The 17359-nt window shown below is 39.4% G+C and carries 16 protein-coding genes; 3 read left to right on the top strand and 13 right to left on the bottom strand.

The genetic code is table 11. The features are described 5' to 3' along the window. Positions 1-69 precede the first annotated feature (69 nt). From DDE80_RS15585 to DDE80_RS05220, 4 genes are read right to left on the bottom strand one after another with little or no spacing between them, the layout of a single operon-like run. Complete coding sequence (locus DDE80_RS15585; RefSeq protein WP_282432382.1) at positions 70-195, bottom strand: hypothetical protein; 126 nt, start codon at positions 193-195, stop codon at positions 70-72. 42 nt (positions 196-237) lie between these two features. Next, entirely contained in the window at positions 238-990 is a 753-nt protein-coding gene (locus tag DDE80_RS05230) for a YibE/F family protein (RefSeq protein ID WP_108306622.1), read from the bottom strand. Further along, a complete protein-coding gene (locus DDE80_RS05225) occupies positions 991-2019 on the bottom strand; it encodes a YibE/F family protein (protein WP_108306621.1) in 1029 nt (342 codons plus the stop codon). Between the two features lie 26 nt (positions 2020-2045). Then, the gene (locus DDE80_RS05220) at positions 2046-3206 is read right to left on the bottom strand and encodes a hypothetical protein (protein WP_161952272.1); all 1161 of its coding nucleotides are present in this window, start codon (positions 3204-3206) and stop codon (positions 2046-2048) included. Here DDE80_RS05220 and DDE80_RS05215 point away from each other — a divergent pair. Continuing rightward, entirely contained in the window at positions 3143-3952 is an 810-nt protein-coding gene (locus DDE80_RS05215; protein WP_235612280.1) for a YwaF family protein, read from the top strand. The two genes, DDE80_RS05220 and DDE80_RS05215, sit on opposite strands and share 64 nt — an antisense overlap. 42 nt (positions 3953-3994) lie before the next feature. After that, complete coding sequence (locus DDE80_RS05210) at positions 3995-4987, top strand: aromatic acid exporter family protein (protein WP_108306618.1); 993 nt, start codon at positions 3995-3997, stop codon at positions 4985-4987. A gap of 36 nt (positions 4988-5023) precedes the next feature. Here DDE80_RS05210 and DDE80_RS05205 read toward each other — a convergent pair whose 3' ends face one another. The 7 genes from DDE80_RS05205 to sufC form a co-directional block, all read right to left on the bottom strand. After that, the gene (locus DDE80_RS05205) at positions 5024-6787 is read right to left on the bottom strand and encodes a S9 family peptidase (protein ID WP_108306617.1); all 1764 of its coding nucleotides are present in this window, start codon (positions 6785-6787) and stop codon (positions 5024-5026) included. A 95-nt stretch (positions 6788-6882) separates the two neighbouring features. Continuing rightward, positions 6883-7473, bottom strand: a complete 591-nt coding sequence (locus DDE80_RS05200) for a hypothetical protein (protein WP_108306616.1) — start codon at positions 7471-7473, stop codon at positions 6883-6885. 154 nt (positions 7474-7627) lie between these two features. Then, positions 7628-9025: a Fe-S cluster assembly protein SufB gene (gene sufB, locus DDE80_RS05195; protein WP_108306615.1), complete on the bottom strand. Its 1398-nt coding sequence runs from the start codon at positions 9023-9025 to the stop codon at positions 7628-7630. Between the two features lie 66 nt (positions 9026-9091). Further along, a complete protein-coding gene (gene sufU, locus DDE80_RS05190) occupies positions 9092-9529 on the bottom strand; it encodes a Fe-S cluster assembly sulfur transfer protein SufU (protein WP_108306614.1) in 438 nt (145 codons plus the stop codon). Further along, the gene (locus DDE80_RS05185; RefSeq protein WP_201261500.1) at positions 9519-10745 is read right to left on the bottom strand and encodes a cysteine desulfurase; all 1227 of its coding nucleotides are present in this window, start codon (positions 10743-10745) and stop codon (positions 9519-9521) included. Before DDE80_RS05185 ends, sufU begins: the two co-directional genes overlap by 11 nt. Positions 10746-10747: 2 nt before the next feature. After that, complete coding sequence (sufD, locus tag DDE80_RS05180; protein WP_108306612.1) at positions 10748-12055, bottom strand: Fe-S cluster assembly protein SufD; 1308 nt, start codon at positions 12053-12055, stop codon at positions 10748-10750. Positions 12056-12073: 18 nt separating this feature from the next. After that, on the bottom strand, positions 12074-12856 hold the full coding sequence (gene sufC / locus DDE80_RS05175) for a Fe-S cluster assembly ATPase SufC (protein WP_201261499.1): 783 nt from the start codon (positions 12854-12856) through the stop codon (positions 12074-12076). Positions 12857-13180: 324 nt separating this feature from the next. Here sufC and gltC point away from each other — a divergent pair, with 324 nt between their 5' ends. Further along, positions 13181-14083 carry a glutamate biosynthesis transcriptional regulator GltC gene (gene gltC / locus DDE80_RS05170; protein ID WP_108306610.1) on the top strand — a complete coding sequence of 301 codons (903 nt, stop codon included), beginning with the start codon at positions 13181-13183 and terminating at the stop codon, positions 14081-14083. Between the two features lie 36 nt (positions 14084-14119). Here the strand turns inward: gltC and DDE80_RS05165 are convergent, their stop codons facing one another. Both DDE80_RS05165 and DDE80_RS05160 read right to left on the bottom strand, forming a co-directional pair. Then, positions 14120-16096, bottom strand: coding sequence for a cellulose biosynthesis cyclic di-GMP-binding regulatory protein BcsB (locus DDE80_RS05165; RefSeq protein WP_108306609.1), 1977 nt, complete (start codon positions 16094-16096; stop codon positions 14120-14122). A gap of 5 nt (positions 16097-16101) precedes the next feature. Further along, on the bottom strand, positions 16102-17358 hold the full coding sequence (locus DDE80_RS05160) for a glycosyltransferase family 2 protein (RefSeq protein WP_108306663.1): 1257 nt from the start codon (positions 17356-17358) through the stop codon (positions 16102-16104). Position 17359: the final 1 nt, after the last annotated feature.

Raw genomic sequence — 17359 nt, 5'->3', positions numbered from 1 at the left:
TAACATTCGTCTTTATTTTTATAAAAAAACACCGAAGTTTATTCACTCCGGTGCTTTACTATACCCTGATTAACGTCCTGTCCAACATGCGTCACCTTCTGGGGCATCGCTTTCACATTTTGCACAGTAGTCCGGCTTTTGTTCTCCGTAATAAGGATAACCGCAATCTTCGCAATAAAATACTTGTTGTGCCATTCATATCACCTCTACTCAATATGCTACGCACTTTTTTCTGTTTTAGCGAATCATTTGCTTAAGCATAATACTAGTAAATGCAGCAATAGGAATGACTAAAGCGATACCAACACCTGCTGTAAAAATAGTTAATACTTCCGAACCGAATACTTTTGCATTTACAATGTCACCAAATGTGTAAGATAAATCTTTAAACCAAATTAGTAAACCTAAATAACCACCGAAAAACGCAAAAAATAGCGTGTTCGTATCTGTACCTAATATGTCTCGCCCAATGTTCATACCATAGTGAAACAACTCACGCTTCGTAGCCTTACTATAGCGCTCATATTCTTGCATCGCTGACGTAATAGAAATGGCAACATCCATAATAGCACCAATCGTACTCATAATAATAACAGCTGCCGCTACTTGTATATAATCAATACCGACTAATAAATTATACGCATCTAATTCTTCGGTCTCTTCCTCACTAAAACCTTGAATCATCGTTACGTCTGTGACGCGATAAATTACACCTAAGAGTAAACTTAACGTCATAAAAGTTGCGAGGAAAGCTGCCATAGTTTTTCGGTTAATGCCGTTAATATAAAATAAATTAACAGCGCTCAACCCTACACAAGCGAACATTGTTAATAACAAAATGTTCGTCGCTGTATCTAGCATAAAAAATACGGTTACGACTAAAATTATGCCATTTAAAAATAGCGAAATAAATGAGCGTACACCACTTGCTCCTCCTACTATCACCATCAAGCCTAATAAGATGATAGCTAAAACGACTAATACATTCATTTATGCCACCTGCTTTCGTTTCATCAGCCAAAGCGAGACATAAATGCTAATGGGTATTGTACTGACGACACCGATACCACCAGCAAGTGCTCTCGCAACTTCTAATGATAGGTTCATAGACAGCGTGTAACCAAACGGTAAGCCATTTTTAAAATACAATAACATCATAGGGATAGCACCACTAACATAAGCAAAAAATAAAATGTTTGTAATCGTACCCATAATATCTTTTCCAATTGTCTGCCCAGCTTGTTTGATTTCTTGCAACGTAGCAGTATGTTGCATACTAAAAAGCGCGGAAGTCATCGTAATCGCTACATCCATCACGGCCCCAAGTGAACCGATTAATAAGCCTGCTAAAAACACAATATGATAAGGCCGTGTTAAAAACTGCATTTCTTCATATTGTAGCCCTTGCTGATTGGTTAGAAGCATCGCTACAAGTGCCACAATAAAAGCAATGCTAGTCCCTAAGAGTGTAGCGATAATCGCAGCAGTCGTTTTAGCGGTACGTCCACTCACAAAAATAATTGAAATAACGGTGAAAAGCACAGTAGCTACCGCACTGCTAACGAGCAGATTCACTTTTTCATAACGCACGTAAACACTAATTGCCATAAACAAGATAAATACATTAAGCGCAAAACTAATTAAAGAACGTATGCCTTGCTTACGTCCGATGAGTACGAGAAAAAATATAAATACCCATGCAGCAATCACTAAATATTTGTCACGCTTTACGCCAATAATTTGGTCACCTTTAACAAATAATTCGTCACCACGTTGATACTTTTGATCGAAAGCACGTGAGTTGGAATACGTATTCGTTAAAATCCCAATTTGTCCGTTATGGTCCTCTACGGTAAGTTGCTGCTCATACAGCTGATCTTGCTGCAGTGATGTCGTTTCAATCACCTTCGCCTCTATTACTGTAACAATAGCTGTTTGATACCAGCTATGGTTATGATACACCGTATAAATCGATAGGATACAGAAGACAAACGCTATACCTGCTAGCCATTTCTTCACTTTCTCACCTCAAACAAAAAAGAGGCTTATGACTCGCCTCTTTTATGAATTATTTTTTCTACAATACCATGTTCACTTAGTGTTATAAAATAAATTTCTCCACTTTCCTTGTAAACACCTGCTGTCCCTAGGTCTTCCCATACATACTCATCAAAAATTTGACGTTTTTCTGCAACTTGATTTTCTGTTACTTCATACGTGATAAAACCAGATGGCGCCATAGGATATGTGAGCTCTGCGCTACCTTGTCCCTGTTTAATTGCGGGTGTTGTTTCTTGTACAAATGGTGGTAAATTAAAACTGCCATGCGTAACGCGACCTGTCTCATTAATAATATACATATAACCTTGATTATCTCTCGTATTCCCGGTTACAACGAAAGCGTTAATAGGCTCGACGTAATTGACTTGATAGGCCTCTTTTGCATTATTAGGTTGCAACACAAGTGGGTGTTTTTGAAAACGCCGCGCCTTTGGGTCATAGAGTGCGTACATTAATTGTACATAGTCTTCTTCCTCAATCGCACGTTGCCAAATAAGTAACGCTCGTGTAGAGGAAGCGGCAAGTTGAGGCCAAGATTCTTGATCTTCTTCACGCGTTGTAATTAATGCTTCGTCAATCAAGCTACCTGCATCATCATATACGGAAAGATGTAGGCGTTCAGCTTGGCCAAGCCCACCACTATTTTTAGCACCTTCGCCCCAAGCAATAATATGGCTATCTTTTGTCGAAGCCACACGTCCTGAATGACCGCTACCTTTAACGGTTTGTAGTGCTGCTACCGTAGTCGACGGTCCTATAAAAAATTGTTGCATTGCTTTTTCATGCATAGCGCCGAATGTTACAATACGTTTAGTAGCTGAAGCACTTGCACTAATTGGATTTTGTATAAAGGGAGTCGTTATAACCGTGCTAGGCGCTGTCATGCGTAAATCTTCCGCAGCTATAGTAGCTGTCTTTAAATGCGCACTAGGGTTACTATTTTTATGATTTTGTAGCTCTGACCAAAAAACAACTTGTGAACCATCAGGCTCTGTTATTAATGATAATCCTTTAGCAAATGCTAAGTTTTCGTTTATTTGTCCCTGGTAAGTTTCCACTTGGTAGGGTTGTTGCTCTTGTCGTGCTAGCCAAAACACCATTAACAGCATGCCAACAACACCTACCGCTACCAACACTTTTTTCATCTCATCACACCAAACTTTTTATTGTTAAAGGAGGGCTTATTATTTACCAGCTGTACCATAGTAGCCGCCCAATATTTCCTACTTTTAGCTGGCCACATTTGCTATTACTTGGCATTATATTTTTACTAGCCTATCTTATTGTACGTTACATTAACGACACACTACCATCACGCTACATCACTAGCATTCGCTGCACTTTAGTTATTACTCTTATTGTACAACAGTTTTTACTCTATAGTTGGTATGTAATGAACGATGAATGGCATATTGCTGATGCTTTACCACTTTATCCGTGTCGTCTCACTACATTACTCGTACTGCTTATGCTCATTACAAAACGGACCATCTTATTAAACTTTACATTTTATTGGGGCGTTATTGGCGCTTGCCTCGCTTTATTATCGCCAGACACTAACCAACTAGGATTTCCGAATGCGATGTTCATTCAGTTCTTTTTAGGTCATGCTAGCTTACTAATTGGCATACTGTTTATTAGTAAAACAACGAAGTTTACCGTCACAAAAAAAGGACTATTGCTTACGTATAAGCAAAGTCTTCTCTATTTTGCATTATTGTTACTCATTAATGAAATTTTCGGTAGTAACTATGCATACTTACGCACATTGCCACCTTCTATTTTTTTAACATGGGCGCCGTCATACCCTTGGCATATCCCTCTTGTTATTGTAGCCATCTTTTTATTATTTTACGTCCTTTACTTGCTTTGTCGCAAGCGTCTAGCATAGGTTTTCCTTAAAGGGGTATACTAGCAATGGAGGTGAAGAGTTATCTTTACGCTTGCATTTAAAGGAAGTCGCATCATTAAAACAGCAATCGCTGTATTTCTAACTGCTTGGTTATGCGCTTGGCTAAATTGGCCAGCTACTTTTGCAGTAATTACAGCTATTGTAACATTAGAACCGACTGTCACAGACTCTGTAAAAAAGGGCTTTATTCGTTTTCCTGCCTCTGCAATTGGCGCTTTCTATACCGTTTTTTCTGTATTTTTACTAGGGCATGGTCCTTTAACTTACACCGTTTCAGCTGCACTAACTATAGCAACGTGTTATAAGTTAAAATTACATGACGGTTTATTAGTAGCAACACTCACAGCCGTCGCTATGGTAGACGTCGTCCATAGCAATTTTTTAGTCGCTTTTTTTGTTCGTCTCGGTACGACATCTATCGGCTTATTCGTTTCAACTGCTGTAAATATGCTTGTATTTCCGCCTGAGTACTCTAAGGCTATTCATAAGCAACTTACGATACTCACACAACAGGTGTATCAGTTAAGTACTCAAGTAACAACCGCTCTATTACAAGGTGAAACAGAACGCGCCACGCAAAAAGCAGCGCTACTCGCTTTGCAAAAACAGCTAGCCTTAACAACAAAACTCGTTAGCTTTCAAGAAAAAGACACATTCCATCCCTTTGCGGCTAAGAGTAGCTTCGCATTAGCTCCACAAAAAGCACAATTAACGGCTCTAACGCGTATGGTCTATCATCTCGATAACTTACTAGCGCTACCCTTAGTAAAACCTAAATGGCAACAAGCTGAACAACAGCAATTATTACAAGCCAATCACGCATTGCTAACTGCGCAAAATCAACAGGTCTATCATCAAAACCTTGCCCTATTTACGACGCAGTTTTTTAATGAGCAAAAGCAAGCTAACGACACGTCATTTTTACCTGTGGAAAGTTTGTTACTTTACGAAATCATCGCTCTTTATCAACAACTACCTCATCTTAATCAACAGGCGATAGAAAAAGCACCTTAACCATTAAAAATATAATAATGGTAAGGTGCTTTTGCATTATTTCGTTGTAATAAAGCTTGCAATCGTCGGTACTAGCTCCGTAGTTAAAGGCAAATTCGGATTAAAATAAGTAGCAAGATTGCCTTCTCGATCTACAGGCGCATCTTTTAAAACATGGTTCATTTTTGGGAAGTAAACTACTTTATTGTGCGTAAACGTGCCTAGACGTTCAGCATCTGCTGGTTTTACTTGCAAATCATTTTCTCCTTGAATAATGAGGGTTTTCGTGTCAGCTTGTTGCAGTAAGGCTGCAGGGTCATGCGCTAACCAAGATATCATATAATCTTGAATAGATGGACGGAAAAGCGACTGCATTGCAGGCGAAACATTTTCTACATACTCACCCTTTTTAAGTGCTGCTAAAATGGCAGTTGCTTCCTCTACCATTTCTGTAGATTGTGCAGCAAGTTGCTCTAGTAAAACTTGATCAATTGGACGACCAGCGCCTGCTAATGAAGTAATTGAAGCAACAGGTGTTTTTTGCGCTGCGAGCGATGCCATAAATGCGCCTTCACTATGTCCGATAAGGTGTACGGCATTAAAGCGAGCATCCTTATTCATCGCTGTGACTAAGGCTTCTACATCTTGTGCGTAGTCTTCAACGACTAAACCTTCTTCTGTCGTTAATAGCTCCGCATTTACACCTACACCGCGCTTGTCATAACGAAGTGTAGCAATCCCCTTATGTGCTAATCCTTCTGCTACCATTTTTAAGCTATTATTTTTACCTGCTATAGCTGAGTTACCGTCTTTATCGGTAGGTCCTGAGCCTGCAATAATAATCGCCACAGGTACGGGCTTACTAACATCCGCTGGGAGCTGAAGCGCCGCCTGTAAGTTACCACCTTCTACAGGGACTGTTACTTTTTCGTAAGTAATAACCTCTGGCTCCACAGGATGGAACATCATATTAAACATTTGATCATTTTGTTTAAATACAGTTGCCATCGCACCATCCGCAAGCGTACTCTCTAACGTCATCACTTGACCACCCAGTGTAACTGTCATAACAGCTACCTCACCTTTCATCTCTAGCGTTACTGGGTAATCTTTAATGCCTTGTGCTGGAATAGAAATCATTGCGCTGTCTTGCGTGATGTTTAATTGCATCGCTAACATCGCCTCAGCTAACGTTCCTTCCCACTGTCCTACAAAATCTGCACGTGTCGTTTGTTGTGCCATCGCACGTTGTAAAAATACAGCCATATGCGCGCGCGTCACTGGCTCATTTGGTTTAAATTTACCGTTATCGCCTGTTGTAATACCATGGCTTGCTAATATATTAATGTAATCCTTTGCCCAGTGGTCTTTAGCAACATCCGTAAAGTCGCCTTTATTTGTACGTGGTTGTAAATGAAAAGCTTGCACTAACATTTTCGCCATCTGTGCACGCGTAATTACTTGCTTTGGTTTAAAATTGTCGCCTGCTCCGTCAATGACACCTGCACGGTATGCCTTAGCAATCACATCCGCATACGTTGCCGTTGCTGGTACGTCTAAAAATATTTTACCGTCCCGTATTGGTGCTAGTGGTAAAGCGCGCGACAGCATCAACACCGCATGCTCACGTGATACAGCTTGCGATGGCTTAAATTGATTAGCGTTACCTGTAATAATGCCTGCCTCTTTCATCGCACCAATTTCTGTAGCATAAGGATGATTTGCTGGCACATCGTCAAATGGTCCTTGTGCTGCTTCTGATACTATAGCAGGCGTTAAGGTTGCCGCTACTACTGTCGCTAAAAAAATTTTAGAATTCATTACAATCTCCTCCTCTTTACTAAGTATACGAAACAATATGCGCTTTGTTACAAGAAAAAAGCTCGCCACATATCAGGCGAGCCAAACTCATATTTTTATACTAAACCTGCTTCACGCAATGATATACATTCTTCTTTCAAAATACCGTACTGTGCATAAAACGTCCAAACATCTTCATTTTGTAAAATATCACGTTTTGGTAAACGACTATGTTCCTCTGCTGTTAGTACGATAAATGCCGTGCCTTGATGAATTTGCTCTAAATAATCAAGCAATGCAGCACCATCTGTAATACTCGCTGGATCTTCTTGCGGTAGCTGCATACGACGAAGCGCTTCGTTTTTAATTGTGATTAACTCTAGCGTATGCTCTAAATGAAACTTCCTCGCTAGATTACCGCCTTCTGCATAAAGTGCTCTCGCATGTTTAGACCAAGGGAAATCAAACGGCTTATTATGGCTATGACATGCTTTACGTTTAGGAAGACGTGCTTCTTCCCACATTTTTTGTAAAGCATTACGGTCCACTACATTTACGGTAGCTAATGAATACGGCTCATTCGTTGCGTTCATTGTATTTTTGTAACGAATATGGGCTTGAAATACATCGAAAATGTATTGAGCATCTGCTAAGTTTCGTTCTTCCCCTAAGCTTTGTAATTGATTATCAAATAATGTGTTGTTCATAATTATTCTCTCCATTTCGTTGTGTATTGTATTGATACTCTTACTCTACAACATAGATGTGGGAGAAAATTGGACATCGCAAGCCTTACAAATTTATATACGTTATGATTGTAAAAAACCCTCGCCACAATAAAGTGACGAGGGATGTTGAGGTTTAGCCAATTGAACCTTCCATTTCATAGTTGATTAGGCGGTTCATTTCTACGGCATATTCCATTGGTAATTCTTTTGTGAATGGTTCAATGAAGCCCATTACGATCATTTCTGTAGCTTCAAGCTCAGAAATACCACGGCTCATTAGGTAGAATAATTGTTCTTCTGATACTTTCGACACTTTTGCTTCGTGCTCAAGTGATACGTCATCATTTAAGATTTCGTTGTACGGGATTGTATCTGAAGTTGATTCATTATCCATAATTAATGTATCACACTCAATGTTAGCACGTGCACCCTTCGCTTTAGGACCAAAACGAACGATACCGCGGTAAGTTACTTTACCGCCGTGATGCGAAATTGATTTTGATACGATTGTTGAAGATGTGTTTGGTGCTAAGTGAATCATTTTTGCACCCGCATCTTGGTGTTGCCCTTTACCTGCTAATGCAATTGAAAGTGTAAGACCGCGTGCGCCCTCACCTTTTAAAATACATGCAGGGTATTTCATCGTTAATTTAGAACCGATGTTACCATCAATCCATTCCATTGTACCGTTTTCTTCAACAACTGTACGTTTTGTAACTAAGTTATAAACGTTGTTTGCCCAGTTTTGAATCGTTGTATAACGGCAGTATGCGTCTTTTTTAACAATGATTTCAACTACAGCTGAGTGTAGTGAGTTTGTTGTATAAACAGGAGCTGTACAGCCTTCAACGTAGTGAACGCTAGCGCCTTCGTCAACAATAATAAGTGTACGCTCAAATTGACCCATGTTTTCTGAGTTAATACGGAAGTACGCTTGTAATGGTGTATCCACTTTAATACCTGGTGGTACGTAAATGAATGAGCCACCTGACCAAACTGCTGAGTTTAGTGCAGAGAATTTATTGTCTGTTGCTGGGATAACAGTGCCCCAGTATTGTTTAAAGATGTCTTCGTTTTCACGAAGTGCTGAGTCTGTATCTTTAAAGACAATGCCCATCTCTTCTAAATCTTCTTTCATGTTGTGGTAAACAACCTCTGATTCATACTGTGCAGAAACACCCGCAAGGTATTTTTGCTCAGCTTCAGGGATACCTAGTTTATCAAATGTTGCTTTGATTTCTTCAGGTACTTCATCCCAAGAGCGCTCTGTAGCTTCTGATGGTTTTACGTAATACGTAATTTCATCAAAGTCTAATGAGTTAAGGTCGCCACCCCACTGTGGCATTGGTTTTGAATAGAATGTTTCAAGTGCTTTTAAGCGGTAGTCTAGCATCCACTCTGGCTCTTGCTTCATATTCGAGATTTCACGTACAATGTCTTCTGTAAGACCACGTTTAGAACGGAAAACTGAGACGTCCTTGTCATGGAATCCGTATTTATAATCGCCGATATCTGGCATTTGTTTAGCCATCTTTATTCCTCCGTTCATGATTTTATCGTACTAGTAGTAGCATATTGCTAACAGGTTAAAGGGCGTTTATTCGCCTTCTTTAACACCCTTTTCCATTGCTTTCCACGCAAGTGTTGCACATTTAATGCGGGCTGGGAATTTAGCTACGCCTTGTAATGCTTCAACATCACCTAAGTCGTACTTCTCATCGTCAAAGTCTTCACCTAGCATCATTTTAGAAAAAATATCTGCAAGCTCTAGTGCTTCTTCAACTTTTTTATCTTTAATTAGTTGCGTCATCATTGAAGCAGATGACATGGAGATTGAGCAGCCTTCACCGTCAAACTTTGCATCTTTTACAATGCCATCTTCTACTTGTAACGTTAAATGAATGCGGTCGCCACACGTTGGGTTGTTCATATCAACTGTTAGTGCGCCGTCCTCAATTTCACCTTTATTGCGCGGGTTTTTATAGTGATCCATAATAACCGAGCGGTATAACTGATCTAAATTATTAAAAGACATCGTTAAAATACTCCTTCGCTACACGTAGGCCTTTTACTAACGCGTCAATATCTTCTTCACTGTTATACATGTAGAAGCTTGCGCGCGCTGTCGCTGTAGCTTCAAGCCATTTCATTAATGGTTGAGCACAGTGGTGACCTGCGCGGACTGCAATACCATTCATGTCGAGCACAGTAGCAACGTCATGTGGATGCACGTCATCAAGATTAAACGTTACTAATCCGCAACGTTTCATTTCGTCTTTTGGTCCGTAAATTGTTAGGCCATCAATCGTTGACATTTGATCCATTGCATAGCGAGCCATTTGATGCTCATGTGCCGCAATGGTATCAAGACCAATTTCATTTAAGAAATCAATCGCTGCCCCTAAACCAACAGCACCAGCAATAATTGGCGTACCACCTTCAAACTTCCAAGGTAGCTCCTTCCATGTTGACTCGTAAAGTCCTACAAAGTCAATCATTTCACCGCCAAATTCAACGGGCTCCATGTTTTCTAAAATCGCTTTTTTACCATATAACACTCCAATGCCTGTTGGCCCGCACATTTTATGACCAGAGAATGCTAAGAAATCGCAATCCAAGTCTTGTACGTCAACCTTCATATGTGGCACGCCCTGTGCGCCGTCCACTACCATAATTGCGCCATTTCCATGCGCAATCTTAGCAATTTCCTTAACAGGGTTAATTGTACCAAGCACGTTAGACACCATCATAACCGAAACAATTTTCGTTTTAGGTGTTACGACTTTACGTACCGTATCAAGTGAGATGGTACCATCTGGCTCAAGGTCGATATATTTTAATACGGCCCCTTTTTCCTTTGCGAGTTGTTGCCAAGGAATAATATTGGAATGGTGCTCCATGTAAGTGATAACGATTTCGTCACCTTCTACAATGTTTTGACGACCATAACCTGAGGCAATCGTATTAATAGAGGTAGTTGTACCACGTGTGAAAATAACTTCTTGTGTCGAAGCTGCGTTAATAAACTTACGCACCTTCTCACGTGCTCCCTCATAATCGTCCGTTGCGCGGTTACCTAAAGTATGGACACCGCGGTGGACGTTAGCGTTATTAAATTTATAATATTTTTCTAGTGCTTCAATCACTTGAATTGGCTTTTGTGAAGTGGCTGCACTATCTAAATATACGAGCGGATGCCCGTTAATTTCTTGGTCAAGAATAGGGAAATAGCTTCGAATTGTAGTATTCATTATTAGCGCACTTTCCTTTCAATAACCTCCGTCAGTTGCTTTTTAACGCCCTCAATTGGAAGTTGAGTTACAACTGGCGCAAGGAACCCATGAATGATTAAGCGTTCTGCTTCTTGTTTTGAAATACCACGGCTCATTAAATAATAAAGCTGGCTTTCATCAACACGACCTACAGAAGCTGCGTGACCTGCTGTTACATCATCTTCATCAATTAGTAAAATTGGGTTAGCGTCACCACGAGCTTTTTCTGACAGCATAAGTACACGAGACTCTTGCTGTGCATCTGAGCGTGTAGCGCCTTTTTCAATCATACCAATACCATTGAAGATCGACTGTGCAGCATCTTTCATTACACCATGCTTAAGAATGTGACCTGCTGTATCTTTACCCCAGTGACGAATCTCTGTTGTAAAGTTTTGCTTTTGCTCTCCGCGACCTACAACTACTGTTTTACTATCAGCTGAACCATTATCGCCTACTAAATGCGTAATGTTTTCTGATACTGTATTTGAGTCACTCATTAAACCAAGCGCCCAGTCCATCTTACCGTCACGTCCAACACGTGCACGACGGTTAACATATGTTGTAAAGCCTTTAGCTAATACATCTACTGCACCAAATGTTACTTGTGCGTTATCGCCTACAAGTACTTCAGCCACAATATTCGCTTGACCTTTTGCTTCTTCAACGGTAGATACGTATGTTTCTACATAAGTTACAGCAGCACTTTCTTCTGCAACTACGATAACGTGGTTGAATAGTGATGCTTCTGCATTATCATGTAAAAATACAGCTTGTAATGGCTCTTCAATAACAACATTGCGTGGTACATAAACAAATACGCCACCATTTACTAATGCTGCATGAAGCGCTGTTAATTTATGCTCATCCACTTTTACAGCTTCTGTCATAAAGTATTTTTGTACTAAATCACTATGCTCACGCATTGCTGTAAAAATATCTGTAAAAATAACGCCTTTATCCGTTAACTCTTGTGATACTTTATGGAATGCTGGCGTGTTGTTGCGTTGCACATATACGTTATGTTGTGACTCGCCATCCACTAAAGTTGCTACTTCTGCTGGTAGTTCATTTAAAGCATTTACTTGATCGCTCTCAACTGTCCAGCTTGGGAATGTTGTGAAATCCCATTTTGTAATATTTGTTTTGTCTGGTTTTGGCATCGCTAATTCAGCCGCTTGTGCGAACGCTGATTCACGTAGTGTAGTAAACCATGCTGGCTCGCTGTTTGTTTCAGAGAACGAGCGCACATCGTTTGCTGTTACAGCCAATTTCATTTCAACTGTCATGCTCTTTCGTCCCCCTTATTAAACGTCTTGTTCTGCTTCTTCTTCGATACCTAATTCTTGTTTAATCCAGTCGTAACCTTCTGCTTCTAAACGTTGTGCAAGTTCTGCACCGCCAGATTTAACTACTTTACCTTGCATCATAACGTGTACTTTGTCTGGTGTGATGTAGTTAAGTAAGCGTTGGTAGTGAGTGATCATTAAGCAACCAAAGCCTTCGCCGCGCATTTCGTTAATACCTTTTGATACAACTTTTAATGCGTCAATATCTAAACCTGAGTCAATTTCATCAAGTACAGCGATTTTTGGTTTAATCATCATTAATTGTAAAATTTCGTTACGTTTTTTCTCACCGCCAGAGAAACCTTCGTTAAGGTAGCGCTGTGCCATATCCTCATCCATCTCAAGGAATGCCATTGTTTTATCTAATTCGCGGATAAATTTCATTAATGAAATTTCATCGCCTTCTTCGCGACGCGCGTTAATTGCTGAACGTAAAAAGTCTGCGTTTGTAACACCGTTGATTTCTGATGGGTATTGCATCGCTAGGAATAGACCCGCTTTAGCGCGCTCGTCTACTTCCATTTCAAGTACGTCTTCACCGTCAAGCTCGATTGAACCTGAAGTTACTTCATATTTAGGGTGACCCATAATTGCAGAAGCAAGCGTTGACTTACCCGTTCCGTTTGGTCCCATGATTGCGTGTACTTCATTTGTATTGATTGTAAGATTTACACCTTTTAAAATCTCTTTACCGTCGATTGCAACGTGAAGATCTTTAATTACTAAAGTTGACATTAACAATACCTCCATAGTCTGTTCATGAAATGGTTGCCCATCCCTAAATTATTATCATTCTAATTCTAACTGAAAATGCTCCAGCTTGCAAACCATTGAATTCTCAATCGTAATTATTACTATAAACGTTATATTTAACGTGTTTACCGTAATTTTCTCATTGCTCACTACTAAGGTTTTAGTGAGAAAATAACTTACTCATTTTCATTCACAATTAGGTAAATGAGAATGTGTATCATTTAGGTTTCTATCGTTATTTACATAAGGTTAACTCTTTCACTACTACTTCTTTAGCATTTGTTTTACTATAGAGTAAAGGGAGTGACAGCTATGGAGTTACGTCAATTGCGATATTTTGTGGCAGTTGCTGAACGCGAACATATTTCAGATGCTGCAATTGCGCTCGATGTGGCACAATCTGCAGTGAGTCGACAAATCGCTAACTTAGAAAAAGAATTAGGAACACCTCTTTTTGAACGCGTAGGACGAAACGTACGCTTAACCGCCATTGGTAAAATTTTTTTTGAGCATAGCGTAAACGCGTTAAAAGCTATTGATTTGGCCGTAAAACAAGTAGAAGACTTTTTAGATCCTACACAAGGTGTAATTAAAGTCGGCTTCCCTACTAGCCTCGCAAGCTATGTTATGCCGAGTGTCATTTCAGCCTTTAAACGCGAGTATCCTGACATTGAGTTTCATCTTCGCCAAGGTTCTTATCGTTTTTTAATAGAAGCTGTCAAAAACCGCGAGTTAAATCTCGCCTTTTTAGGTCCTTTACCAAAGGGCGAGCAAGATATTACATCTACCGTGCTTTTCAGCGAACAAATTTGTGCATTAGTAGCAGCTAATCATCCTCTAGCTAAAAGAGAGTCTATTAATTTAATGGAACTACATGAAGATTCGTTTGTATTATTTCCTACTGGTTATGTGTTGCGTAAAGTAGCTACAGATGCTTGTAAACAAGCAGGATTTGTACCTAATATTACATCGGTAGGTGAAGATTTAGACGCGCTTAAAGGGCTCGTTGCTGCCGGCATTGGTGTGACGCTCTTACCTGAGAGTTCGATTTATGATTCTTCGGCTCGCTTAACGGTAAAAGTGCCAATTAGTGCGCCTATTTTGCAACGTTCAGTTGGTATTATTTCGCCAACAAACCGGGATCTCGCCCCATCTGAGATTGTATTTTTGCAGTTTGTTAAAAACTTCTTCTCTCATCTATCACAATTTCGTTAAAAAATGGTGAACCTTTTACTTAGGCTCACCATTTTTTCATGCTTTTTTCTTGCGCTTTGCGAGTAAATACATAATTACTAGCACTAGAAGTAGTGCCAACGCCACAATAGGCACGACCGCTACCCACGTTATTTTATTTTCACTTTGTACTAACTGCTCAGAATGTGGCGGAGAGAACATCAGTGGATTATCGCCTAATTGGACAGCGATTTCGCTATTTTGAGTTACTTCTAATAATGATTCAAAAAACTGATTTTGTGAGCCTAAATCAGCTAGCGTAAGCAAAGCCATTGGTGCATCTTTACGCCAAAGATTGTGCTGTAAAATTATCGTATTTTTCGCTTCATCATCCATAAAAAATTGCTGACGCTTCTCAATTAATTGTGTAATAAATTGCTTATCATCTAGTGCTTCCAATTGTTGTTGATTACCGATAAGCACTAGCGGTTGCTGGAGTTCATCCTTACTTACCGTCGTAGGAAATTGCAATGTAGTATTAGCTACTTTCCCATTTACCATTAAACTTTTATAAAGCTCAGTTAACGCATTACTATCAGCTGTAGTCGTTTGCTCTGGGACGACTATAGTTGTAGCTTGCGTAAAGACTGTAGGGAAATCACGCAAACTATAGGACGCTGTCGCATCGCTTTGTTGCCAGCTAATCGTACTCGCTTCATCTACATAAATCCAATAGCGCTCATTAGTAATTTCACAAGGGTCTGACAGTGTAAAGCCCGTAACCTCAAAACGAAGCGCTGTAATTGTTTTTTCATTCAGTGCATCTATAGGTATTGGTAATTTCACTTGGTAATAGCCTTGTTCATCGTCTTTTAATTTACTTAAATCGTAAGCTACAGGCACTTGGTTAACATACATAAGCAATTCAACATTACGTTGCTCTTTTGTTGTAGGCATCACATCCGCTTTACGTAATTTTAAATTCACATAAGCTTTACTATCCTTCTCTAATTTCGGAAAGCTATAATAGTAAGTAATAGACTGCTCTTTGCCTGTCGCGAGCTCTAAATTTTGAATGCCCATTTCTCGAAACGTAACATAATCCGTTTGTTCTAAAGGGTAGGTTGGTAACATTTCAAGCGTCATTTTCTGACCATGCCACTGCTCATACATTTTGGCATTAATAAGCCCTTCGCTATTTGTAATAGCTCTTTCTTCAGTATCACCAATTACCTTTAACATCGGGACGGACTGTTTTTGTTTTAATACATCTACTTGCACATAATTACCTGGTTCCGTAATAGCTTGTTTCGCAAACGGTGTCGTAAATTGTTCTTTAGCTCCTAATAAAATTACGGGACCTGTAATTTTATTATATTCTTGTTCCCTAACGATTTGTACATTTGTCGTACTTTGTTTAGATAAATAGGCTGCTACTTGTAGCGCTCTATTATGTAAGGCTAAACTCGCTTCATCAGGTATGACGAGTGTAGTTAATCTATTAGTAGTAGGAATAAATGAAGCAGGGTACTCCTCAAGTGTAATTTCTTCAGATAGTACTTTATTTAACGAAATATAAGAAGGCATTTCAAGCACTAGCCAGTTACCTAACTGTCCTGGCGCGGCACATACACCCTCTTTTAATATGCCATTAAATGAAACTGTTATTTTATGCATGCCTTTTTTTAACGCTTTTTTAGGTAGAGCTACCGTGACATTTTTGACCTCCTCGCCTGTCAGCGACACGCTTTCTATCGTAATATCATCTACAGCTACCGAAAAGGTTGACGGGGCAATTAACAATTTCGAATAACGGATATCAAATGATACTGTATTGTCACCTTCTAACTGTTGTTCAGTAATCGTATAGAAAAAGTCCATGGCGCCAATAGGACCTTTCAGCTCCACAGGTTGGCGAGACAGTAGTTGCTTTTGTTGATAACTCGACGAAACTTCCATAGGCAATGTTTCAACTTTTATCGTTTCTGCCTGTGCAGGTGTTGCGACTATAACGATAAAATAGACGATTAAAAAAGTTAACCATTTTTTATACATACCATTCACTCCTCTCGCTTAAATCGCTCTGTTTTATACCAACGCACTTCCTCACCTGTAAACATGCGCTTCGTTTCTAAATACAGCGAATTAAGCACTAAAATAATCCACATTTGTGAATACGTAAAATACATTAACACAACATATAAAAAGTTTTTCCAAGTCATCTGTGATTTTTCAATGCTTAAAGTAACCATGACTTCACCTAAAAATAATAGCGCTGCTAAAATCCACAGTACTAATGAAACACTCCCTACAGTGAGACCAATATCAAAAAATAAATTTAAAACGAATAAACTATTCGACAAAATCACACCAAAGAAAAATAAAAAATAGGTAAAGAAGAAATAAAATAAATCAAAGATGATACTTTTACGCTTTAATGTTGTAAACTGTTTAAGAAATTTAAGCACAACATATTGATTGCCTCTCGCCCAACGTGTGCGTTGCTTCCACCAAACGCCAAGCGTCTCTGGCTCTTGTTCCCATGTAATAGCTTTCGGAAAAAAACGAATATGCCAACCGAGGTTATAAACGCGAATTGTTAATTCTGTATCCTCAGCTAATGCTTTAACGTCCCAACCGCCTAGTTCCTCTAAAATATGGCGACGAATAGCAAAGTTTGTCCCTGGAATGGTAGCAACTTTAAACCATTTCCATCTACCACCTTGCGCCATCCATTGAAAACAAATTGTTTCGATATTAATGAATCGTGTTAGCCACGTTTCATCTGCATTTACTACTCTAAATTTTCCTACTACTGCTGCAGCTTTCGCATCATTTACTAGCCCCATCGCTAAATACCATACTGCTTTTTCTTCTGGTGTATTATCAGCGTCATAAACGACTACGTACTCACTATTAGACTGAGCTAGGGCCGTGTTTAAAGCCGATGACTTCCCCTTACCTTTATTTTCGCCCTCTGTTTCTATAGCGCGAATAAAAGGATATTTTTCTTCATAGCTTTTAGCAATCGCAACGGTATTATCTGAACAGTTATCACAAATTACAATGACCTCTAACCTGTCTTTTGGATAATAAAGACGAGACATGGCAGCAAGTGTCTGTCCGATGACAACTTCTTCATTATGCGCTGGTATAAAAACACTCACCGTTGGCATATCCTTCATATTTCTTTCCCACTGTCGAATGGGCTTCTCAAAACTTCTATAATGCATATAGCCACCTTGCATTAAAAACATATGATAAAGTAACATCGTCCAAATTAAAGTTAACGAAATATAAAATAAAATATCAGCCATT

The sequence above is a fragment of the Metalysinibacillus jejuensis genome, from assembly GCF_003057615.1.
Classification (GTDB): domain Bacteria; phylum Bacillota; class Bacilli; order Bacillales_A; family Planococcaceae; genus Metalysinibacillus; species Metalysinibacillus jejuensis.
This window is presented reverse-complemented; position numbering and strand designations above follow the sequence as displayed.

Coding starts and splice junctions, on each gene's coding strand:
- DDE80_RS05165 (WP_108306609.1), bottom strand. CDS start 16,096: ATGTATAAAAAATGGTTAACTTTTTTAATCGTCTATTTTATCGTTATA.
- DDE80_RS05185 (WP_201261500.1), bottom strand. CDS start 10,745: ATGAATACTACAATTCGAAGCTATTTCCCTATTCTTGACCAAGAAATT.
- DDE80_RS05160 (WP_108306663.1), bottom strand. CDS start 17,358: ATGGCTGATATTTTATTTTATATTTCGTTAACTTTAATTTGGACGATG.
- DDE80_RS05200 (WP_108306616.1), bottom strand. CDS start 7,473: ATGAACAACACATTATTTGATAATCAATTACAAAGCTTAGGGGAAGAA.
- DDE80_RS05220 (WP_161952272.1), bottom strand. CDS start 3,206: ATGAAAAAAGTGTTGGTAGCGGTAGGTGTTGTTGGCATGCTGTTAATG.
- sufB (WP_108306615.1), bottom strand. CDS start 9,025: ATGGCTAAACAAATGCCAGATATCGGCGATTATAAATACGGATTCCAT.
- gltC (WP_108306610.1), top strand. CDS start 13,181: ATGGAGTTACGTCAATTGCGATATTTTGTGGCAGTTGCTGAACGCGAA.
- DDE80_RS05205 (WP_108306617.1), bottom strand. CDS start 6,787: ATGAATTCTAAAATTTTTTTAGCGACAGTAGTAGCGGCAACCTTAACG.
- DDE80_RS05230 (WP_108306622.1), bottom strand. CDS start 990: ATGAATGTATTAGTCGTTTTAGCTATCATCTTATTAGGCTTGATGGTG.
- DDE80_RS15585 (WP_282432382.1), bottom strand. CDS start 195: ATGGCACAACAAGTATTTTATTGCGAAGATTGCGGTTATCCTTATTAC.
- sufD (WP_108306612.1), bottom strand. CDS start 12,055: ATGACAGTTGAAATGAAATTGGCTGTAACAGCAAACGATGTGCGCTCG.
- sufU (WP_108306614.1), bottom strand. CDS start 9,529: ATGTCTTTTAATAATTTAGATCAGTTATACCGCTCGGTTATTATGGAT.